Annotated in this window: 15 protein-coding genes; 6 read left to right on the forward strand and 9 right to left on the reverse strand. The window is 64.6% G+C overall.

Annotated features, from left to right (window positions below; translation table 11 throughout):
- Positions 1-313: 313 nt before the first annotated feature.
- Together pyk and LK434_RS07580 are read left to right on the forward strand one after the other, a co-directional pair.
- Positions 314-1,795 (forward strand): pyruvate kinase, encoded by a 1,482-nt coding sequence (pyk, locus tag LK434_RS07575; RefSeq protein WP_006719385.1) that lies wholly within the window; start codon positions 314-316, stop codon positions 1,793-1,795.
- A 661-nt stretch (positions 1,796-2,456) separates the two neighbouring features.
- Complete coding sequence (locus LK434_RS07580; RefSeq protein WP_040360463.1) at positions 2,457-3,575, forward strand: hypothetical protein; 1,119 nt, start codon at positions 2,457-2,459, stop codon at positions 3,573-3,575.
- A 312-nt stretch (positions 3,576-3,887) separates the two neighbouring features.
- On the opposite strand, the gene LK434_RS07585 is transcribed toward LK434_RS07580, so the two are convergent.
- The 3 genes from LK434_RS07585 to pheS form a co-directional block, all read right to left on the reverse strand.
- Positions 3,888-4,967, reverse strand: coding sequence for a hypothetical protein (locus LK434_RS07585; RefSeq protein WP_040360462.1), 1,080 nt, complete (start codon positions 4,965-4,967; stop codon positions 3,888-3,890).
- 411 nt (positions 4,968-5,378) lie between these two features.
- Entirely contained in the window at positions 5,379-7,853 is a 2,475-nt protein-coding gene (gene pheT / locus LK434_RS07590) for a phenylalanine--tRNA ligase subunit beta (protein WP_006719375.1), read from the reverse strand.
- A gap of 196 nt (positions 7,854-8,049) precedes the next feature.
- The gene (gene pheS / locus LK434_RS07595; RefSeq protein ID WP_317134269.1) at positions 8,050-9,126 is read right to left on the reverse strand and encodes a phenylalanine--tRNA ligase subunit alpha; all 1,077 of its coding nucleotides are present in this window, start codon (positions 9,124-9,126) and stop codon (positions 8,050-8,052) included.
- 865 nt (positions 9,127-9,991) lie between these two features.
- Here pheS and LK434_RS07600 point away from each other — a divergent pair.
- Positions 9,992-11,515, forward strand: a complete 1,524-nt coding sequence (locus LK434_RS07600; protein ID WP_227917699.1) for a carboxypeptidase M32 — start codon at positions 9,992-9,994, stop codon at positions 11,513-11,515.
- Positions 11,516-12,277: 762 nt separating this feature from the next.
- On the opposite strand, the gene LK434_RS07605 is transcribed toward LK434_RS07600, so the two are convergent.
- Positions 12,278-13,360 carry a DMT family transporter gene (locus LK434_RS07605; RefSeq protein ID WP_006719360.1) on the reverse strand — a complete coding sequence of 361 codons (1,083 nt, stop codon included), beginning with the start codon at positions 13,358-13,360 and terminating at the stop codon, positions 12,278-12,280.
- Between the two features lie 539 nt (positions 13,361-13,899).
- Here LK434_RS07605 and LK434_RS07610 point away from each other — a divergent pair.
- The 3 genes from LK434_RS07610 to LK434_RS07620 are packed head-to-tail and all read left to right on the forward strand — an operon-like array spanning position 13,900 to position 18,546.
- On the forward strand, positions 13,900-17,172 hold the full coding sequence (locus LK434_RS07610) for an insulinase family protein (RefSeq protein WP_006719358.1): 3,273 nt from the start codon (positions 13,900-13,902) through the stop codon (positions 17,170-17,172).
- 8 nt (positions 17,173-17,180) lie between these two features.
- A complete protein-coding gene (locus LK434_RS07615; RefSeq protein ID WP_006719357.1) occupies positions 17,181-17,714 on the forward strand; it encodes a DNA-deoxyinosine glycosylase in 534 nt (177 codons plus the stop codon).
- A gap of 55 nt (positions 17,715-17,769) precedes the next feature.
- A complete protein-coding gene (locus LK434_RS07620; RefSeq protein WP_006719354.1) occupies positions 17,770-18,546 on the forward strand; it encodes a 5-formyltetrahydrofolate cyclo-ligase in 777 nt (258 codons plus the stop codon).
- Between the two features lie 117 nt (positions 18,547-18,663).
- Here LK434_RS07620 and LK434_RS07625 read toward each other — a convergent pair whose 3' ends face one another.
- From LK434_RS07625 to LK434_RS07640, 5 genes are all read right to left on the reverse strand, one after another.
- Positions 18,664-18,858 carry a hypothetical protein gene (locus tag LK434_RS07625; RefSeq protein ID WP_006719352.1) on the reverse strand — a complete coding sequence of 65 codons (195 nt, stop codon included), beginning with the start codon at positions 18,856-18,858 and terminating at the stop codon, positions 18,664-18,666.
- A 149-nt stretch (positions 18,859-19,007) separates the two neighbouring features.
- A complete protein-coding gene (locus LK434_RS10525) occupies positions 19,008-19,136 on the reverse strand; it encodes a hypothetical protein (protein WP_006719350.1) in 129 nt (42 codons plus the stop codon).
- 291 nt (positions 19,137-19,427) lie between these two features.
- The gene (locus LK434_RS07630; protein WP_006719346.1) at positions 19,428-21,614 is read right to left on the reverse strand and encodes an ABC transporter permease; all 2,187 of its coding nucleotides are present in this window, start codon (positions 21,612-21,614) and stop codon (positions 19,428-19,430) included.
- Complete coding sequence (locus tag LK434_RS07635) at positions 21,604-22,389, reverse strand: ABC transporter ATP-binding protein (protein ID WP_040360460.1); 786 nt, start codon at positions 22,387-22,389, stop codon at positions 21,604-21,606. Before LK434_RS07635 ends, LK434_RS07630 begins: the two co-directional genes overlap by 11 nt.
- Positions 22,390-22,492: 103 nt before the next feature.
- The gene (locus LK434_RS07640) at positions 22,493-22,630 is read right to left on the reverse strand and encodes a hypothetical protein (protein ID WP_198002270.1); all 138 of its coding nucleotides are present in this window, start codon (positions 22,628-22,630) and stop codon (positions 22,493-22,495) included.
- Between the last annotated feature and the right edge of the window lie 153 nt (positions 22,631-22,783).

The raw sequence follows: 22,783 nt of genomic DNA on the forward strand, positions 1-22,783 counted from the left end.
TCCTGGGATCAGGCTGCCCAGCAGATTGATGCCCGATCATAATTCCCCAGGAGAGGGCAAGGGCTCATCAAGGCTGCCGTGCTGAACAGCGATGAATAACAGTCGACTATCTTACCCCATAGACAGGGGCTTCACACCAATATCGGCTTTTGGGCGTGGTCGAGCTGAGAGAGCGCGAATGGAATCGCCCGTAACGCAAGCTCTATGTGTAATGAATCGGCACGCGGTCGATTCACATCGATAAACGGCTTTGACTTTCCTATAATGTTCCCATGTATATCTGCTCACCAACGACGCTTACACAAGACATCAAATGGAGGTCTGTATGCAGGTAAAGCAAAAGCGCACCAAGATCGTATGCACCATGGGTCCCGCGTGCGACAACGACGAGACCATCCGCGAGATGATTAAGGCGGGCATGAACGTCGCTCGCTTCAACTTCTCTCACGGTTCCTATGAAGAGCATCAGGGTCGTATCGAGCGCGTCCGCCGCTGCGCTGCCGAGGTTGGCAAGCCCATCGGCATTCTGCTCGACACCAAGGGCCCCGAGGTCCGCACCGGTCTGCTTGAGGGTCACGCCAAGGTCGAGGTCCACACCGGCGACAAGATCATCGTCACCGCGCAGCCCACGACCGAGGACTGGCTCGGCAACGCCTCCCACATTTCCCTCGACTACCTCAAGCTTCCTTCCGAGGCTGAGAAGGGCTCCATCATCCTAATCGACGACGGCCTGGTCGGCCTCGAGGTCGAGTCCATCGACGGGCAGGACATGCACTGCGTCGTCATGAACAACGGCCTCATCGGCGAGCGCAAGGGCGTCAACATCCCCAACGTCGACATCTCCCTGCCCGCCGTCACCGAGCGCGACCGTCAGGACATCCTCTTTGGCCTGACCCAGAACATCGACTACATCGCGGCCTCCTTCATCCGCAACGGCAAGGCTGTCGAGGAGATCCGCGAGCTCTGCCGCGCCAACGGCGGCGAGCACGTCACCATCTTCCCCAAGATCGAGTGCGCCCTGGGCGTCGAGAAGTTCGACGAGATCCTCGAAGCTTCCGACGGCATCATGGTCGCCCGCGGCGACCTGGGCATCGAGATCGCCCCTGAGCTCGTGCCCCACGTGCAGAAGGAGATCATCCGCAAGTGCAACGCGGCCTACAAGCCCGTCATCACCGCCACGCAGATGCTCGACTCCATGCAGCAGAACCCGCGCCCGACGCGCGCTGAGGTCACCGACGTCGCGAACGCCATCTACGACGGCACCGACGCCGTGATGCTCTCCGGCGAGACCGCTGCCGGCAAGTACCCGGTCGAGGCCGTGCGCATGCAGGCCCAGATCGCCATCGAGACCGAGAAGCATCTCCCGGCCCACGCCGAGCTCAAGATCCCCGAGGGCGCTACCGGCACCCGCGTTGTCAACAACGTCGTGGGCATGTCCGCCGTTCAGATGGCCACCACGGTTGGCGCCAAGTGCCTCACCGTGCCCACCACCACCGGCCGCACCGCTCGCCTCATCTCGCACTTCCGCCCGAACATGCCCATCCTGGCGTTCTCCCGCCACGAGTGGGCCGTCCAGCAGATGATCATGTACTGGGGCGTGATCCCGCGCCAGGCCGAGATCACCCAGGGCACCGTCAACGGCACCATCGTGAAGGCCGTTGAAACGGCCAAGGAGCTCGGTTTCGTCGAGAAGGGCGACCTGACCGTCGCGACCGCCGGCGATGCCCGTCTCTCCGTCGAGCTCGAGGGCAAGATCTCCTCGACCAACCTCGCCTACGTGGCTCAGGTGCGCTAAAACACGCTCACCGCGTTACTTACGATTGCTTCGGCAATCGCTGCCGTTACAAGGAGGCCGCTGGATATTCCAGCGGCCTCCTTTTTGGTATATCAAACCCTCTGCCAGCGTCCGGTCGACGTCGCTCCTCTCGCGCGCGTCGTTGCCCCCGCGTCGTCAGTTCCACATTGGCAGCATCAACCCCGCGCCGGCAGCGCCCATCCCACATTGGCAGCGTCCATCCCGCATTGGCCGTGTCAAACTCACGCCGGCAGTGCCCATCCCGCATTGGCATCCTCCACCCCGAACGCTTATCTACGCCATGGTTTAACTTGTCGCAGCGTCTTGCACACCCTCCATGCCGCAAATCGGGCGAAAAGGTAACGAATTTCGACTTAGGATAAGTAGACCCCTAAAGGTAAAGAAGTTTATCTGCGCAAACGAGGTGCCACTCTGCTGTCTACTTAGGGTGTCTTCGGTTTCGTTACCTTTTCGCCCGATTTGCGGCAGCGATTTTGTCTCCCACCATCTGGATAGCCCTCATAACCCGCTGGGTACAAGGGCGAACACCCCGTTTGAGGCCTTTTTGCTGCAGCATGCGCGTGCTTAGGACCACTTGCGCTTCTTTGAGCATCTCGCACCGTCGCATCAACCGGCCTCGTCAGATCAAAGGAGGCTCGAAATGCATGAATTCTTTTGCGGTCCAACATCGTTTGCACTGCATCGGATCCCACCGCAGGCTAAACAGGTACTCCCCGCCTTTCCTTATATTGAGACAAGCCTCGACCATAGGCGCCTCAGCCTCCATGAACCTGAAAGCTATTGGCCCAGCCTCCCCTTGCACATCCTCTGCGCGGACAAGACAGGCAAGACGCGCGCCATAGGGATCCGAGAACACGTGCTCACCGCCGAGCTTCCACCCGGTTCGTTTCAAACCGATGACACGCTTGGGCTTACCTTCGCATCGCCCCAGCTCACGCTACTCACCATGGCGCCGCTCGTTTCTATCTACCAGCTCGCCATGGCAGCCTATGAGCTCTGCGGGGCGTTCGCCATCTTTGACCCTGGGCCAGAGCTGCAAGAGCAGATCGACATCGCCAACGCCCAGCGCCTCGTCTGGTCCGGAGGCTGGCGTCAAGTCCACGCTAAGGATGGGGTCGCAACCGACCTGTGGATTCGCGATCCCCTCCTGACCATGCCGGAACTCAAGCGGTACTGCGCTCAGACAAAGGGAGTTCGGGGAAATGCCAAGCTTGTTAAAGCGCTACGCATGGTCAACGGAGTGTGTGCGTCACCTCTGGAGGTCCAGGCATCCATGCTTCTTGGGCTTCCACCTCGCCTGGGTGGAGAGGGCCTTGGGCCATTTGACAATAACCACGCCATCGCCCTTACGCCGGCAGCGCGAACGCTCGCGGGCCAAAATACATGCTATGCCGATCTGTACTTCGAGGGGACCAGCGATCGAGCGCCCATCGTTGTCGAGTGCCAGGGCAGGGTCGTTCACGACAGCCCAGAGCAAGGCGGCGTAGACGCAAACCGAGCCCTTGCCCTGCAGGAAATGGGCATGGACGTGATCCTGCTCACCAAAGAGCAACTTGCCGAGCAGGTGCGTTTCGACACGCTCGTTGGCCATCTGCGACGTAAGCTTGGCGTGCGCAAGCGCGCAAAGTCCAAGACGGCCCTGCGGGAAGCTATCGTCTTAAGGGAGCACCTCTTTGGTGACTGGGAGACGTACTATCTTCCCCAAAGAGATCTCGAACATCGAAATCGCTTGCGGACCGAGCGCCATAAGGCTCGATAAAAAAGATCAAAACAGTTTGAAGGGCAGTAGGCCGCAGCAAATCACGCTGTAACAGACCCAAAGTGGTTCGGGCAACAGCGAACATCATTGGCCATGTATCACAGCAAGCTCGCGCCGTGATGGACAAGGACCTCCATGGGCTCGCATCGCAATGTGCTCGGAGCGCATGAGCCCGAACCACCATGAGCTCGGACCTCAATAGGTTCACATGGCCACGGATCTGCACGGTCATGAACTCGAACCGTCCAGGCGGCGATGAATCCAGGCCCCTTAAAGGTGCTCGGTCATAAGCCGTGCCGCAGCACGCACCCCTTAAAGGCGCTCACCCATAAGCCGCTCCGCAGCATGCTGCACCTCGTCAAACGTCGCCGCGAAGAACTCCTCGGTGAGCAGGCGATACGACGCCGGCGCAGCCAGGTGATTGGTGCGCACGATCTCGTGAGCGATGGCGCAGGTAAAATAGACGGACCGCTCATCAATCGCATACTGGGGAAATTGCGCCGCGGTATCGATGAGCCCAGGGGTTGGAGCCGGAAATGCGTCGATCGCCAACGACTTGCCAAACTGGTCGAAATCTCCCTGTTTCTTGATGCGAAAACCCTTGCTCGGCTTCTCGCCCAGCACGTCCAGATAATCGCTCACGCGCGAATTCCAGATGGTGTCCGCCAGCAAATGGGTCCATGCGCCGAGCACCATATCGAACAGCGAGTGTCGCGCGGCGGCGGGCAGCGCCGACGCACGGACCGCTCCATCAAAGGCCTCCTCCTGAAAGCGGGCAGACTGCGCCGGGTCAAACTCCAACTCGTACGTGGGCGCGTGCGCGGGCGACACGTGCGCCACCTCGCGCGCGAGAGATCCAGCGTCACCTGGCTTTGCGCCGAAGGGCATCGCGGCGGCCTCCTCGCCGGCGGCAGATACAGTGGCAACCCCGACGGCGGCAGGCGCAGCGGCAATCCCGTCGGCGGCGGGCACAGCGACAATACCGTCGGCGGCGGGCACGGCGACAGCAGGCACGGCGGCAATCTCGTCAACCGCGATAGAGGGCTCCGGGGACTTCGATCCGGCAGCACCGATGGCATCGACGACGCCGTCGGTAGAGATGCCACCGCCTCCGGCACGTCCATTTGCAATCCCCAGCTCGGAGAGCGTGGGCGCGACATACTGCACCCAAAACTCGGCCTCGCGCGGCTTGGGGATGTGCTCGGGCTTGGCAAAATGCGTGACGCGGTACGGAATCGGGTGCACAATGCCCGGCACCATGTAGCCCACGTAGATGTCGGGGATGAGATTGCCGAACAGAAAGGCGTTGCGGTCGCGCACCACACGCGCCACAGGACCATCTTTAGCGAGCAGGCCCTCGGCATGTGCGATATGAATGTTCCAGCTCGGCATATCCCAGCCTTTCTTCTGTAACTTGGCCGAACGCCCCGCCCCTTCGCGCAATCGCCGGACAGGACGGGGCGCCTTCCCCACGCGAACGTGGCAACCCTCCAAGAGCATCCCAAGCCGCCCTGAAAGAGGAGGCCGCACGCCTCATGCACGGCGCCCCAGCGATTGAAGGGCGAGATGGGGCACCCGCCCTAGCACCCAAAAGTTTCCCAGGTGCTCCAAGCCGCCCTGGAAGAGGAGAGCGCACGCCTCATGCACGGCGCCCCAGCGATTGAAGGGCGAGATGGGGCGCCCGCCCCAGCACCCAAAAGTTTCCCAGGTGCCCCAGGTTCGGGCGAGCGCGGGGGCGCGGTGTACGGCGGTACATAAGCCACCGGGTTCGCCCGAAGATGGGGTGCCTGGGGAACTTTTTGCTCAGGAGCGGACCTCGCCGCCGGTGGCCTTGCACACCTTCGCAACCAGCTTGGAGTGGGCCTTCTCGACTTCCTCGCTCGTGAGCGTGTGGTCGTCGGAGCGGTACGTGAGCGCGAACGCCATGGACTTCTTGCCCGCGCCCACGCGCACCGGGTCGCGGTAGACGTCGAACAGGCGCACGCCCACAAGCAGCTTGCCGCCGGCGGAGCGCAGGCGACGCTCGAGGTCCTCGCACGTCACGTCCTCGTTCACCACGATGGCCAGGTCGTGCTCGACGCTCGGGAACTGCGAGAACTCGCGGTAGGCCTCCTGCGTACCCGCGGCGGCGAGCATCGCATCAAGGTTGAGCTCGAACGCGACCACGGGAATGTCGATGCCGTAGGCCTCGCGCGCGTCGGGATGGATCTCGCCCACCCAGCCGAGCACGGTGCCGCCGGAGAGCACCTCGGCGCAGCGGCCGGGCTGCAGGAAGGCGTAGGCGTCGCCCGTGGCCTCACGGAAGCGGACCTTAGGGATGCGCAACTGCTCGAGCAGCTCCTCAACCACGCCCTTGCCGTCGAAGAAGCGCAGCGGCATGGGCTTGTAGTTCCACGTCACGTCGCCCATGGCGCCAGACATCACGCCCGCCACTGCCTCGCGCTCCTTGGGCGCGCTGGCGTTCTCGCGGCCGAAGAACAGGGTGCCGATCTCGTACAGCTGCACGTTGGCGGTGCTGTGCGTGATGTTGAACTCCACGGACTGCAGCAAGCCGGGGATGAGCGAGCGGCGCATCTCGGTCTGCTCGGCAACCAGCGGGTTCATGAGCTCGACCGCGCAGCCGCGACCCTCGGCCGTCATGCCGATGCGCTCGAGGTCGCCGGGAGCGGCAAAGGAGAAGTTCATGGTCTCGTTCAGGCCGCAGGAGCGCAGCACCTGGCCCACCTTGCGCGTGAGGCGCTGCTCGCGCGTGAGGCCGCCGATGTGGTTCTTCGCAGCGGGGATGGTGGCCTCGACGCGGCCCATGCCCCAGATGCGCAGGATCTCCTCGATCAGGTCGATCTCGCGCGGGAGGTCGGGGCGGAAGGTCGGCGGCGTCACCGTGTACACGAGGTCCTCACCCTCGCCTGCGCGCGCAACCGTGCAGCCCAGGCGGCCGAGGGTCTTCTCGATGAAGGCGGGCTCGATGGCGGCGCCGCAGATGGCGTGCACGCGCGCCAGGCGAAGCGTCACCGGCTCGACCGTGCGGGGCGCCGGGTACACGTCCACGCAGCCCGGGGCAACCGCGCCGCCGGCGAGGTCCTCGATGAGGGCGCAGGCGATGTTGGCCACGTCCACGCAGCCCGTCTCGTCCACCTGGCGCTCAAAACGGATGGAAGCGTCGGAGATGAGCGCGAGGTCGCGACTCGTGTGCGAGGTGCGGCCGGCGTTGAAGCAGGCGCTCTCGATGAGCACGTCGACGGTCGCGTCGGTGACCTCGGAGTCCATGCCGCCCATAACGCCCGCAAGCGCCACCGGGGTTGCGCCCGCCTCACCCGTGGCGATGAGGCCCATGCCGGCGGACAGCGTGCGCTCCACGTCGTCGAGCGTGCGGAACTGCTCGCCCTCATGCGCGGCACGGACCGCCACGGCGCGCTTGCCGTCGCGCTCCTCAAAAGCGGAAAGGTCGAAGGCGTGCAGCGGCTGGCCGGTGAGCATCATCACGTAGTTGGTGATGTCGACCACGTTGTTGTGCGTGCGCACACCGCAAGCGTTCAAGCGCTGGACCAGCCAATCGGGCGAGGGGCCCACCTTCACGTTGCGCACCACGCGCGCAACGTAACGGTCGCACAAGCCCTCGTCGAGCAGCTCGACCGAAACGGTGTCCTCGGCGCTCGCGCCGGACTCCTCGCGCACCTGCGGGAGCTCGACGGAGAAATCGCGGTCGTAGATGGCGCCGACCTCGCGGGCGATGCCGATCATGGACAGGCAGTCGGGGCGGTTGGGCGTGATCTCGCAGTCGAGCACCACGTCGGAGCTGCCCAGATACTGGGAGAGCGGCATGCCCACCGGGGCGTCCTGCGGCAGGATCCAAATGCCCTCATGGTCGGAGGACAGGCCGAGCTCGCGCGCGGAGCAGTTCATGCCCATCGACACCACGCCGCGGAGCTTGCCCTTCTTGATCTTGACGTCGCCGGGCAGCACCGCGCCCACCATGGCGGTCACGATGTGGTCGCCCTCGTTGAAATTCTGCGCGCCGCACACGATCTGCAGCGGCTCGGGATTGCCCTCGGCGTCGACGTTGTTGGCACCCACGTCAACCGAGCAGACCCACAGGTGGTCCGAATCGGGATGGGCGGTCTTGGAGAGCACCTGCGCGGTGACCACGTGGTCAAAGGCCTCGCCCACGGTCTCGATCGCCTCGACCTCGGTGCCCGTGCGGATGAACTCGCGGGAGAGCTCGGAGGGATCCTCCGGCAGCTCAACCATGGTGGAAAGCCAGTCGTAAGAAACTTTCATCTCAAACCTCTTCTATGCGCACCTCAATTTGGAGACAGTCCCTAAATTGAGGTGGAAAACTCAATACGAAACGACTCAACAACAAAGACGGGTTGTCCAGGTGCCCGAGATTGCCCTGAAAGAGGAGGGCGCACGCCTGGTGTGCGGCGCCCGACGATTGAACCCGAAGGTCGGGTGCCTGAGCAAGCCGCCGGGACTAGAACTGGTTCAGGAAGCGCATGTCGCCCGTGACCAGCGTGCGCAGGTCGGGCAGGTCGTAGCGGAGCGCCGCGATGCGCTCCACGCCCGCGCCGAACGCGAAGCCCGTGTACTCGTTGGGGTCGATGCCGCAGTTGACGAGCACGTTGGGGTCGACCATGCCGGCGCCCAGGATCTCAATCCAACCGGAGTGCTTGCAGAACGGGCAGCCCTCGCCGCCGCATACGCCGCAGCTCACGTCGACCTCGCAGGAGGGCTCGGTGAACGGGAAGAAGTGCGGGCGGTAGCGCGTGGCGCGGTCCTCGCCGAACATGCACTTCACGAAGTAGTCGAGCGTGCCCTTGAGGTCGCCGAACGTGATGCCCTTGTCCACCACGAGGCCCTCAACCTGGTGGAACTGCGGCAAGTGACAGGCATCGGCCGTGTCGGGGCGGTACACGCGGCCCGGGGCGATCATGTAGATGGGCGGCTCCTGCGTCTCCATGGTGTGCACCTGGACGCCGGAGGTCTGGGTGCGCAGCAGCACATCGGACTCGCCATGGGCGTGCTCCTCGGGGTGAGCGGCCGTGCCGGGCGCGTTGTCGCGCACGTAGAACGTGTCGCGGGCCGAACGGCTCGGGTGGTCGAGCGGGGCGTTCAGCGCAGTGAAGTTGTACCAGCTGGACTCGACCTGCGGGCCCTTCTCCACGGTGTAGCCGATGCCGCAGAACACGTCCTCGATCTCCTCGATGATCTGGTTGATGAGGTGGGCGTGGCCGATGTGCGGGCGGGCGCCGGGCAGCGTGATGTCCACGGCCTCGGTGGCCATGAGCTCGCGCACGGCGGCGCGCTTCATCTCCTGCATACGCGCGTTGAGCAGGGTCTCGGCCATGCGGCGCATCTCGTTGGCGCGCTTGCCGAGCACCGGTCGCTCCTCGGGCGTGATCTTGCCCATCATGCGCATGAGGCCGGTGATCTCGCCCTTGCGGCCCATGAGGGCCACGCGCGCGGCCTCGAGCTTCTCCGCCGTCTCGGCGCCCTCGATCATCTCGCGGGCTCGCTGCTCGAGCTCCTCAAGTTCGTCGATCAGACTCATCTGTTCCCCTCTCCTGTTATGCGGCGCGCCGGGAAGCGCGCCGATGTGTTCCATAGAAAAATCCGCCCTCGGGTTCGTGCGTTCGCACTGCCCAAGGACGGATCTGGATTTCCGCGGTACCACCTTGATTGGCCGCCGGTTGTCTGCCCGGCGAACCCTCTTTTGCCCGATGTCGCGCGGGCACGCGGCTCCCCTACTCAGCCAGTCCGCCCGATGGAGATCCTCCACGCGGCGCCCGCCCTGCGAGCACCGGGACACAAGTCCGGCGCACGCGGCAACACGGCCGTTCAAGTCGCAGCTCGGGAGTGAACTCGCACCTCCACACCGCAGGCGGGCTCGCAGCCGGTGACCCACCCTCTCTCATGCGACGTGGCGTTGAGGTGCAACCTCTCCGTCAACGCATTGGTCACGATGATAGCACAACGGCACCGTGCTCGGGTGCACCACGCTCGGCTTACTCGGCTACTGCCCAGGCGTCTGACCGCGTCCCCCGGGCGCTCGGCCACGCCCCAGGCGTCTGGCCGTGCCCCCCAAACACTCGGCTACGTCCCCAAACACTCGTCTATTCCCCAAGCCCTTAACTGTGCTTCCAAACGCTTGACCGCATTCCCAAGCCCAAACGCTTGGCCACATCCCAGGCGCTCGACTACGCCCCCAGGCACCCAAACACATCCCAACGTGCCCAGCTGCATCCTAGGCACCCGGCCACATCTCAAAGCGCTCGGCAGCCTCCGAGCACCGTGGAGCAAAGCCAACTCCCCGAACGGCGGCGCGTAGCATGGCGCGAGGTGGGTACACTAGAACTCAGCCAAAATGACCGGCCGCTCGTAAACGATCGAGCGCCATGACCTCGCAAGGAGGGCCCATGACCGCTTCCAACCCCGACGACCTCACCAGCCGCCTGCGCGCGCTCGAAGGCAAGCTCTGGACACGCGAATATCTCATGAAGATCGCCGAATTCGACGGCGCCACCATCGCGCCCGAGAACGGCGCGGCCGCCCGCGGCGACGCCATGGGCGCGCTGGCCGGCGAGCACCACGAGCTGCTCACCAGCAGCGACGCGTGCGCGCTCGTGTCCGAGCTCGAAGCCTCCGTTGCCGCGAGCGAGCTCACCGACCCCCAGGTCGTGGCGGAGGTGCGCACCCTCGCCCGCGACCAGCGCGAAGCCCGCGCGCTGCCCACCGAGGAGGTCGAGGCGTGGAGCCGCCTGACCTGCGAGGCCGATGCCGTGTGGCACAAGGCCAAGAACGCAAACGACTGGGCGAGCTTTGAGCCGTACGTCGACCGCATCGTCGAAACCCTCAAGCGCCACGCCGGCTATGTGGACCCCACACGCGACCCCTACGACGTGTGGCTCGACCAGTACGAGCGCGGCATGGACGCCCGCGCCTACGACCAGTTCTTCGACGCTGTGCGCCAGACCGTTGTGCCGCTCGTCCACGCGATCGGCGAGCGAGGCACGCAGCCCGAGGCGCCGTTCCTCACCGCGCACGTGCCCGACGCGGTGCAGCGCGCGATGTCCTTCGACCTCATGAAGCTCGTGGGCCTCGACTTGGCGGACACCTGCCTCGCCTTTACCGAGCACCCCTTCTCCGAGGGCTTTGCCGTGGGTGACGCGCGCGTTACCACCCACATCTACGAGGACAACCTGCTCTCCAACGTGTACTCCGTGATCCACGAGGCGGGCCATGCGTCCTACGAGCTGGGCGTCAACCCCGCGTACGCGCGCACCTGCCTGGAAGGCGGCACGTCGCTGGGCATCCACGAGAGCCAGAGCCGCTTCTTTGAGAATACGGCGGGCCGCAGCCGCGCGTTCATGACGCCGCTGCTCGCCTTGCTGCGCCGCTACGTCCCCGAAGTCTACGGCACCGTGAGCGAGGACGAGCTGTACCGCGCCGTCAACATCGCGCAGCCCTCACTCGTGCGCACCGAGGCCGACGAGCTCACGTACCCGCTCCACATCATGATCCGCTACGACATCGAGCGCCTGCTGTTCGCCGGCGAGGCAACTGCCAAGGACATCCCCGCGCTGTGGGCCCAAAAGACCCGCGAGTACCTGGGGCTCGACGTGCCCAACGACACCTTGGGCTGCCTGCAGGACACGCACTGGAGCGGCGGCAGCTTTGGCTATTTCCCCACGTACGCGCTGGGTTCCGCCTACGATGCGCAGTACGTCCCTGCCATGGAGCGCGCGGGCGTGGACCTCGACGCCGCCTGCGCCGTGGGCGACCTTGCCCCCGTGCGTGCATGGCTGCGCGAGAACATCTGGCAATGGGGCCGCGGCAAGGACGCCGGCGAGCTTGTCGAGGCCGCCTGCGGCGCGCCGTTCGACGCCACGTTCTACTGCGATTACCTGGCCAAGAAGTTCGGCGAGCTCTACCAGCTGTAACGGCGCGCAAGAAGCTGCGACGCCGCATGAGCCCAAAGCCTTGACGGCCCGCGCCGAACACGGCGGTTTGCGCCTGACGCAGCGGTCTGTATCGGGCGCAGTGGTTTGCGCTGGAAAAAGCGGTTTGCGTGAGCGCTTCATATCGGGCAACAACCGCGCCGCCGCTTTTCCCATGCTGCCGCCTTCCCCGTGCCGACGCCCTTCCAGCAAGCATCGCGTGCACCAAAAGAGGCGCCGTTCGATCCCTCAAGCGATCGAACGGCGCCTCTTTGTCTCCCCACCAAACGTTAATCCGCAAATGCGCGGATAATACTCGGCCCCTCGAAGTAGCCCGAAAACCCGCAACCCATCTACCTGCTGTTTTTTCTGCAGCTATGATGCCGCTACTCAACCCGGTCGTTATTTATCCGCGCATTTGCGAATTTGCACAACAGAAATGACCGCTGCGTCGCGGAAAACGCTTCGAGAGGCACCCACACACACCGCAAAAAACGCTTCGAACGGTGCCCTGCACGACAAGAGAATGCCCAAAGCGGCGCCCATGCCGCAGGAAAAACGCCAACATGCGAAAAGCGTTGCGCAGCGTGCTGAGCGGCGCTTGCCATCTGCGCAACGTGCGACATATGTGCGGATCCTATTATCTGTGCAGTGCTGCGCGCACCATCTGCGCAGCGCATGTCATCTGCACCGTGCACGCTACCGAAACGATCGCGCCAGCGGCCGCGCTGGGCCGCGCTGCATGCGCCACCTGCACAGCGCGCGCTACACCGTAAGGAACACCATCACGATGATGCAGGCAAAACCGATTAGGTCAGTAGGGGCAAACACCGTGCCGAGCATCAACGCGCTCGTGACCGTGGCCGAAACCGGCTCGACCGTGCCGATCAGGCTCGCGCGCACGCTGCCGATGTCCTTAACGCCCTGCATATAAAGCGCATACGCAAGGCACGACCCAACAAAGATAAGCACGATGAGCGCCTGCCAACCCGCGGCGTCGAGCGCCGGGACGTTGTTCCACGGCTGCACCACCAGCGAGGTCGCAATGCCCGACGAGAACATCGCCGTGCCCGTCACGATCGATGAACCGTACTTGGGCAGAATGCGGCCAGGGATGATTGTCATGCACGCCGCACCAAAGGCAGCGATAAGTCCCACGACCAGGCCCTCGAAAGGAATCGCCAGGCGCGTGGGGTCCCCGCCCGTCGCAATGAGAAACGTTCCGCCAAAAGCCAGCACCACACCCGCGACCTCGCGCCGGCGCGGGGCCCGGTGCTGACGCACGCAGCCGAACGCCATGATGATTACCAGTTGCAAGCACTGCAAGACAGTCGCGGTCCCCGCATTGGTAAGCCGGACCGCCAACAGGTAAAACAGCTGATTTAAAAACACGCCCAGCACCGCCATGGCGGCCAGCGTGGCAAGGTCGCGCGGGGTTGTGAGCAAACGCTTGAGGCGCTCGCGGTCGAACAACAGCACAACGACCATAAAGACGGCTCCGGCCCCAAGCTGGCGAACGGCCATCAGCCACATGGTATCAATCTGGTAATTGGCAAACAAGAAGCTCGCCGACGTGCCGGAAAAGCCCCAGAACGATCCACCCAGCAACGTCGCGATAACGCCAATCAGGGCTTGGCGTGATGCCTTGTTATTGAGTCGCTCGCGCATCGAACGGCGCGCAGCGCGCGAGGCGGCATCGGAATCCGCGCCGGGCTTGATGGACGACGCCAGACCCATACGCTCGCGCGCGTCGCTCGCGCGCTCGGTGTCCGCCACCCTGCACGCGTTCTGGCCTGCGGCCGTATGTTCACAAGATTCCGGACGCCCGTTTTCCATGCACTTCCCCATCGATTCGATATCCCCTGACAGTATTTCTCGACAACCTTACCGCATGCCCCGCTACCGTCTACGAACAAAACGCAACTTTGGGCAACGCCTACGTAGGGCACGCCCGGGCAAATCGCACGCCGTGCACGAACGCCCCCACGCAAACCGCATGCCGCGTGCGACGCGGCATGCGGCAGACGGCCTGCACGGCGCGGCAGGTGGCAGACGGCCTGCACGGCGCGGCAGGTGGCGACAAAAGGGCGCGTAGCGATGCCACGCGACGAGTGGGTATACTGGGCGAAGCAATCGACCTTCATAAAGGAGCTTTTATGTCCAACACCACCACATCGGATCAGATGTCCCCTCAAAACAGGACTACGCGCACAAACGAAGTCCAGACCATAGCATGCGAGGGCGCAGCTCCCTCCCCCACGCGCGAACAAGTGCCCGCAAACGCAGGCACAACCCAACCCCCTGCATGCGAACATGCAGCGCAGGCCCCTGTGCACACGCCCGAGGTGCAGTCCTCCCCTCGAGACCAGGCCACGAATCAAAGCGACATGCAGGCTCATGCGAGCTCAACTGAGACACAGACCCTCGCCAACCCAAGCGAAGACCAGGCCTCCGCACGCGCGCGCGCCGCGCGGCTCCTCTCCCCCGGCACCAACCTCGCGGGATTCACCGTCACGTCGTGCAAGCCCCTGGCCGAATTCGACGCCGACGCCTACGTGCTGCACCACACCACCTCCGGCGCGCGCCTGCTCTACCTCGCCTGCGAGGACGAGAACAAGGCGTTCTCCATCGCCTTCAAAACGCCCCCGACCAACGACACCGGCGTGTTCCACATCCTCGAGCACTCCGTTTTGTGCGGGTCGGCCAAGTTCCCCGTGAAGGAGCCCTTCGTCGACCTCATCAAGAGCTCCATGCAAACGTTCCTCAACGCCATGACGTACCCGGACAAGACGGTATACCCGGTGGCGAGCACCAACGAACAGGACCTGCTCAACCTCATGGACGTCTATATGGACGCCGTGCTCAACCCGGCCATCTACACCAAGCCCTCCATCTTTGAGCAGGAGGGCTGGCACTACGAGCTCGACATCGAACCGGGCCAGCAGCTCGCCGAGGGCACCCTGCGCTATAACGGCGTGGTGTTCAACGAGATGAAGGGCGCGCTCTCCGATCCCATGAGCGTGCTTGACGACGCAGTGAACCGCGCGCTGTTCCCCACGACCGCCTACGCCCGCGAATCGGGCGGCGACCCGCGGGCCATCCCGCAGCTCACCTACGGCGAGTTCCTCGACACGCACGCGCGCCACTACAACCTGGCGAACAGCTACATCGTCCTGTACGGAGACATGCACATCGAGCGCGAGCTGGCGTTTTTGGACGAGCGCTACCTGGCCGACGAGCCGCGATTGCGCGACGAGACCGCCCGTGCCCAAGCGCTGCAGGCCACGAAGAAGCATGCGGGCGGAGGCACGACCGACACGATGGGGAATCAGGGCGAATCAGCGTCCGGGCAAAAGACGATGCCCGCCCCGGCGGAAGCGCCCGTTCCGGCAGAAGCGCCCGCCCCGGCAGGCGCGTCCAGCCAGACAACGGAAAGCGCCCTGGTAGGCGCTCCTAACCCGGCCGGCGTTCCTAACCAGGTGGGCGCCCCCAACCCGCTCACGCTCCAGGAGCCCGTGGCGTGCGACTACGAGCGCGTGGAAATGGCCACCACCCCGGACAACGCCCTGGTGGGTATGGCCTACGTACTGGGCGACGCCGCGGACCGCAAGCGCCTCATCGCCGCGGACATCATGTTCGACGCCCTGCTCGGCAGCAACGAGGCGCCGGTAAAGAAGGCCGTCCTCGCCGCTAGCCTGGGCGGTAACGTGGTGAGCTACACCTCCGGCGACCAGCTGCAGCCGCACACGCTCATCATCCTGCAAAACGCCCAGCCGGACGCCGCACGCGAGTTCCGTCGCGTGATCGAGGACGAGTGCCGCCGCCTGGCAGAAGAGAGCATCCCCCGCGACCGCCTGGCCGCCGCGCTCGCCAACGAGGAGTTCGACCTGCGTCAACGCGACTTCGGCATCGCCGACGGCGTGGCGATCGCCTGCGACGCGCTCGGCACATGGCTCTACGAGGACACCGACGAAGCCGCCACGCGCGCGCTGGAGCACGGCTCCGTGTACGACGAGCTCAAGCAGGCCCTGGACACCACGTTCTTTGAGGACCTGCTGCGCGAGATCGTGCTCGAGAGCAATCACCGCGCCCTCGTGGAGCTCGTCCCCATGGCAGACGACGCGCAGGCCGCACGCGAGGAGGAAGCCGAGCTCGCCGCCACAAAGGCAGCGCTCAGCGAGGCAGAGCTCCAGCGCATCGTGGACGACGTCGCGCTCCTGCGCGAGCGCCAGGAGGCCGAGGACACGCCCGAGGCCAAGGCGACCCTGCCACGCCTGCACGTGAGCGACATCGGGGCAGCGCGTCCCGAGCCCCAGCTCACCGTCAACAAGCAGACGCCCATCCCCTGCCTGCGCCATAACCTGCCCACGCACCAGCTCGCCTACGCGCTCACGTACTTCGACCTCTCGCACCTCGCCTTTGCCGAGCTGCCGTACGTGACGATCCTCACGCGCCTTATGCAGCAGCTCGCCACCGAGGACATGAGCGCCGGCGAGCTCGACAGCTACATCGGCGCCAACCTGGGCTTCCTCTCCTTTACCACCGAGGTCGCCACGCAGCCCAACTGGAAACTCGCGCGCCCGCGGCTACTCGTCTCGGCCGGTGCCCTCTCCGAGAAGACGGACGAGCTCGCGCGCATCCCGCGCGAGGTGTGGTCCCAAACCGTCTTTGAGGACACCGACCGCATGCGCGACGTGCTCACGCAGATGCGCATCGGCATGGAGCAGGGCTTCCTCATGAACGGTCACAGCGCAGCCATGGCACGCGCCCTGTCCTACGTGTCCCCCGCCGCCGTGCTCACCCAGCAGCTCTCGGGCGTGGACTTCTACCTGTTCCTGCGCGAGCTGCTCGAGCACTTCGACGAGCGCAAGGACGAGCTGTGCCGGACCCTGCGCGACCTGCGCGACCGCATCTTCACCTCGACCGGCGCCGTCGCGAGCTTCACCGGCTCCGACGAGGACTTCCAGCGCTACTGGACCGCGGCGGGCGATCTGGGCCTCGCGCCGCGCACGGCGCCCGCCAAGGAGCTCTACGTGCCCCGGCCCGCAGACAAGCACGAGGCCTTTGTGATTCCCAGCGACGTGAGCTACCTGGCGCTCGCCACCGACCCGCGCGTGCTCGACATCGAGACGAACGGCGTGTGGAGCGTTGCCGCCAGCGCGCTCTCCTACGACTACCTGTGGAACGAGATCCGCGTGAAGGGCGGTGCCTACGGCTGCGGGTTCCGCGCGGGCGGCAAGCGCCAGGCGGGCTTTTACACGTACCGCGACCCCGAGATCGACGCCTCCCTGGCCCGCATCAAGGCGGCAGGCGCATGGCTCGAGCGCTTCGAGCCCGATGCGGACGCCTTTGAGGGCTTTATCGTGAGCTGCGTCTCGGGCATGGACGCGCCGCTCAAGCCCTACGCGCTCACCAAGCGCCGCAACGCCGAGTACTTCTGCAAGATGGATGCAGGCGAGCGCGAGCGCCGGCGCGCAGAGATCCTGGCCGCCACACCGGAGCAGCTGCGCGCCCTGGGCACCGAAGTCACCCGCGTTGCGCAGGAGGCGCCCGCCTGCGTGTTCGCCAGCCGCGACGCCATCGAGGCGAGCGATGCCGAGTGGAACATCGTGGAGCTCATGGGGGCGAGCGCCGAAGACGCCGAGGGCTTCGAGGCGTAACAACAGCCATGGACGCCGAGCACATCCTCCACACCATCGAGCCGGTCTTTGACGGCAGGTCGCGCGTGCTGGTGCTCGGCACCATGCCGTCGCCGCGCTCGCGCGAGGTCGGGTTTTACTACGGCCACCCGCAAAACCGCTTTTGGCGCGTGATGGAGCGCCTGTACGGCCTTGAGGAGGGGTCGCTCGCGAGCGACCCCTCGGCGGCCGACCCCCATGCCGCGCGCCGCGCGTTTTTGCTCCGGTACCGCATCGCCCTGTGGGACGTCCTGGCCGCCTGCGACATTGCGGGTGCGTCCGACGCGAGCATCGCGAACCCCGTGCCCAACGACCTCGCGCGCATCCTCGATGTGGCACCCATCCACACGGTATGCACCACCGGCGGCAGGGCGGCCCAGTTGTGCCGCCGGTTCAACGGCAAAGCACTCGCGCAACGGGGAATCAAGCTCGTCGAACTGCCGTCCACGAGCCCGGCAAACGCCCGCATGCGCCTGGACGACCTGGTTTTGGCGTATCGCGCGGCGAACGTGTTCGCGGATTAGCCGCCGTCCGCGCCTAGCGCTAGAATGAACAGACGAACCATCGAGAGGACGCGCCATGGCACCTGCACAACGAACGAAGACGCCAGCCACCACCACAAAAAGCACCGCCCACGAGCCCGGCAAGGCACAGCAGGCGATTCTTGATAAAAAGGGCGATGTGCGCCGGGCCATCATCGAGGCCCGTCAGGAGCTCCGGCCCGGAGCGCGCTCGACCAAATCGCGCGAGATCTGCAACCAGCTCATCGAGCAGCTGCGCGCCAGCAGCATCAAGGGCAAGAACGGCCAGCCGCCCACGCTCGCCGTGTACGCCGCCCTGCGCTACGAGGTCGACCTCGACCGGTTTATCCGTGGGGCGTACGCCTATGGCTACCGCATCGTGTTTCCCTGCATGATTCCCAACGCCGCGCAGGGCGCCATGTGCATGCGCTCGGTCTCGTGCAACAACTACCTGGGCGGCAACGTGCCGTTTATCGTGGACCCGCGCAAGCCGTGGGGCCCCGCCGTCACCGAGGAGCACCAGACGCTCACGAGCACGCGCGCCGGCGCCACGCGCCGCTTTATCCCCTCGCGCGTCAAGGGCAGCGTCCCGCCCAAAGACGACACGCGCTTCCCCGTGGTACCGCCCTCGGAGATCGACTTGGTCATCGTGCCCGCCGTTGCCTTTGACGCCCAGGGCAATCGCTTGGGCTACGGCCTTGGAACGTACGACCGTTACCTGCCCCAGCTGCGCGAGGACTGCATGCTGCTCGGCGTTGCGTTTGCCGAGCAGGAAGTCGAGCTCGTGCCCTGCGACGAGCACGACCGCGCGATCCCCCAGTTCATCACCGCGTAACGACTTCATCGCGCATGCAGATATGACCCCAAGGACCATGGGCGTCCTTGGGGTCGTTTCGTTACGGTATGGAAAACGCGGGGTCCGCGATGTCAACAACCTATCGGCACACAACAGCTAGCGCTTCTTCCATTTGTCCGGGACATGCACATCGATGCGACCGCCCCGCGCAAAAAAGATAATGGCCAGCACGATGAACACACCGGGCAGCAACTTGAGGGCACCCGTCACCACAATTCCCAGCAGCGACAACACCAACGAGATAACGGCGGCAATAACGAGCAGCGCGGCGATGATATACAGGATCGACATGGCTTTCCTCCCAGATCGTTTTCCCCACTATACCCGCGCATGCCCCTTCGGGCTCGCGCATCGCCGCGTTTTCTCACCGTGTTTCACCCGGAGCGCGCAGGACCGATGCGCCGCGTCGCGCACACACAGGAACGCTTGCTCGTAACCCCCTACACGTCCCGCGGGCCTCGGGGCGTGCTCCGCCGCGCGGCGGGCATCTGCACCCGCGTGCTCACCACGGCGGCAACCCCGGCAATCAACATGCCCACGTCCAACGCGGTCTCGATAATCTCAAGCATGGCACACCTCCCAAACGGCCACAATCCGTCACACAAGCACGGACAAGGACCCAGCCTTCGCCCGTGAACAGCACCACCCATCGTATCGAGCGGCACCATCCATCCACCATCCGCGACAACGCCGCCTGCTCCATCGCCCGCAGGCAGCACCACCCCTCGCCGCGAAGAACGTCGTCAACAAGCGCGTCAAAAAGCGAGCGGCCCGGCGCACGCATCGCAGCGCACCGGATCCGCTCATCGCAGCGCACCGGGCCCGGCACGCGCATCGGCGCGCACCGGGCCCGCACGCCCTTACTGCGCGTGGCGCAGGCGGATCGAATCCTGCACGATGCCCTTGCTCATAACGTACGTCACCGCAAAGTAACCACCGTAGCACAACATGAAGATGGCGCAGGTCACACCCACGGTGCCGCCAATGGACATGCCGCCAAAGAGCGCCACCACGTCAATGACCACCCGCAGGGCAACAAGCGAGTGCGCCACGCCCATGAGCAGCGGGAACACAAAGAAGATCGTCTGCTGCACCAGGACCGAGCGCATGATCTCGCGGCGGGACGTGCCCAGCTCGGACAAGATCCGGCAGTTCTTACCAGAATCCGACACACCGGAGAGCTGCTGGATGGTGAGAATCGCCGCGCATGCGACCACCAGCACAAAGCCGATGTAAATGGCCAGGTAGCTGATCAGGCCGTTCATGGAATTCGTAGACTCGTAGCTCTGGGCACGCGTGGCCTCCATGCCCCAAATCGCGCTTTCGGACCCGTCTGCGTTCAGGATCTGATCCCACGAGCGGTCCTGACGTACGTAGCCCTCTGTCTCGTCGTACGTGAGGCCCTCGCGATAATCGCCCAAGAAGTAGCTCGCGTACAGCGGCAGGCCACTTGCATCCACCAGCTCGTCCGGCACGACGATTGTGCCCGAATTGCTGCCCATCGGGGAGTTGAAGAAGGAGCTCGCGGCCTCGTCCACATGGTCAGCGACGGGCCGAAGCGTGCGTCCGCCAAGCTCGACCTCCACGCCCTCGCGCATGTCGGCGTTGTAGATCTTGTTCACCGACTCGCCCATGTCGCTCGTGATGAGGTAGCCATCATCACCCAGGTCGACGTGCTCCTTACCACGGAAGTCGAGATAGCGGTTGTAGTCGCTCTCCTTCATGACCATCAGGCCCATCATGCTCGCGTTACTCGAGTTCGTACCTTTGGGCATAGGCATGTCCACCGCAGCGGCAAGATCATTCAGGCTCACCAACGGTAACTCGGTGCCTATCGGTCGCGAGTCGTAGGTTTCCACCTGAACGTGGCTGCCCAAGATGCCCGCAAGGTCGAAGGGGCGCTCCTCGGATGTGCCCTTATCGATGACGTTGCTCCGGCTCAGCTCCATGATGTCCACGGGCTCGGTCGCAAGCCTCATGGGTACGTCGCCCGTGTATGTCGGGTCGTTCACCACGTTCTCGCCATGGTACATAACCACGCGCGAGTAATCGGCGATCGTGCTGCGCTCCACACTCGTGTTCATCACGCTGGCAATGGACATGCCGCCCGTCACGCTCGTAATGGCTAGAAACAAAATCATCGAGATGATGGCCATGGAAAAGCTCACCGTGTTCACCTTTGCGGACAGCTGGCGCACGGTGAACATGTTGAGCCCGTGCCAATACAGGCTGCGCGCGCCCTGAAGCGCTTTGAGCAGGAATCCCGACAGGCCGAAGAAGAATAGGATCGTGCCCGCAACCACGATGCCCGTGGTAAGCATGAATTGGCTCATGGCGGCATCGATCTCGCTTGGCGCGCTGTCGACGGGCAGGCCGTCACGCAGCAGCCGGAAATACGCGATGCCGATGAGCGCGGTGCCCAGGATGAAAATCGCCGCGGACACGATCGGGTTGCGCATCTTGATGGCCTCGTTCTTGCGATCGGCGCTCATGAGGTCGATGATCTTGGCGCGGCGCACCACGCCCAGGTTGAACACGAGCGTCACCAAGAAGATGGCGACGAGGCACCCCACCGTGGTGAAGAAGGCCTGCGGCGAGAAGAAGAAGTGGAAGTCGCGGATCTGCGTCTTGAACAGCGACGCCGTAAAGAACGTCATGATCTGGGAGAACCCCACGCCCAGCACGATGCCGAGCGCCAGCGCGCCGCCGGAGACGATCGCCGTCTCCATGGCCATCACGCGCGAAACCTGGCCTCGACTCATGCCGAGCACCTGGTACAGGCCGAATTCCTTTTTGCGCCGCTTCATGATGAAGTTGTTGGCATAGACCATCAAAAAGCCCATGACCACGGCGAGGAACACCGTGAGGCCGAGCATGATGCTCCCGAGCAGCTCGGGCATGCCCTCTTCCTCAAGCACCAGGTCGGCCTGGACCGAGATGGTGTTGAACGCGTAGAACACCGTGACGGCAAGCGTGAGCGTGAGCAGGTAGACGAGGTAATCCTTGCCCGCGCGGCGCACGTTGCCCCAAGCGAGCTTACAGAGCATCGGAGCCCTCCCCACCCATCATGGCCACAACCTCCATGATGCGGTCAAAGAACGCACGGCGGTCACTGTCGCCGCGGCGAAGCTCCGTGAAGATGCGGCCATCGCGGATGAAGAGCACGCGGTTGGTGTAGCTCGCGGCAAAGCTGTCGTGCGTGACCATGAGAACGGTGGCCTGGTACTGGCGGTTCATGGCCTCGAGGCTCTCGAGCAGCAGACGGGCGTTCTTGGAGTCGAGCGCGCCCGTGGGCTCGTCGGCCAGGATGACGGCAGGATCGGTCACGAGGGCGCGCGCCGCGGCGACGCGCTGCTGCTGGCCGCCGGACATCTGGTACGGATACTTGTCCAGCACGCCGGCGATGTTCAGGCGCTGCGCCACCTGCTCCACGCGCGCGAGCGTCTCCTTGGCGGGCGTGCGGGCGATGGTGAGGGGCAGCGCGATGTTCTCGCGGGCGGTCAGGGTATCGAGCAGGTTCGAATCCTGGAAGATGAACCCCAGCTGCTCGCGGCGGAAGCGCGTGAGCTTGTCCGACTTCAAGCGCGTGACGTCCGCGCCGTTGATGACCACGCTGCCGCTCGTCACGGTGTCGATGGTCGAAACGCAGTTGAGCAGCGTGGACTTGCCGGAGCCCGAGGCGCCCATGATGCCCACGAACTCGCCCTTGTTCACCGTAAACGACACATCGGCAAGCGCACGGGTGACGTTGTTGCGGCTGCCGTACACCTTCTCGACGTGACTCACCTCAAGAACGGGGGCTCCTTGTACTCCATATGACATGTGGCTCATTCCTTTCGTCGCCATTCTCATCAAACTCCCTACGGGTTGGCGGGGTGCCAAACGTGGCCGCGCGGCCTCAACGCCGCGCCCCTTGCCGGCAGCCCTAACGGCTCACCAGCGCCAACAGCGCGAGCATGCCCGAGGCCATGAGCGCCATCACGCACAGCCACACGGTCATCTCGACCTGGCTCATGCTCGCCTGAACAGGAGCGCAATCGTCCTGAACCATGCTACCGTCCATCTTCAGCATCGCTTCCTTCATCGTATGCTTCCCTTCTTGTCAGGTTGTCCACGAGGCGCGCGGCCGAGTCGCCTGCCGCGCCTGGTCCCGGCCGCCTTTTGCTTGGCGCGCACGCGTGCGACGGCGCGACTGTGGACGCAGGCTCTCATGCCC

It is taken from the genome of Collinsella stercoris DSM 13279 (assembly GCF_020735465.1).
In the GTDB taxonomy this organism is placed as follows: domain Bacteria; phylum Actinomycetota; class Coriobacteriia; order Coriobacteriales; family Coriobacteriaceae; genus Collinsella; species Collinsella stercoris.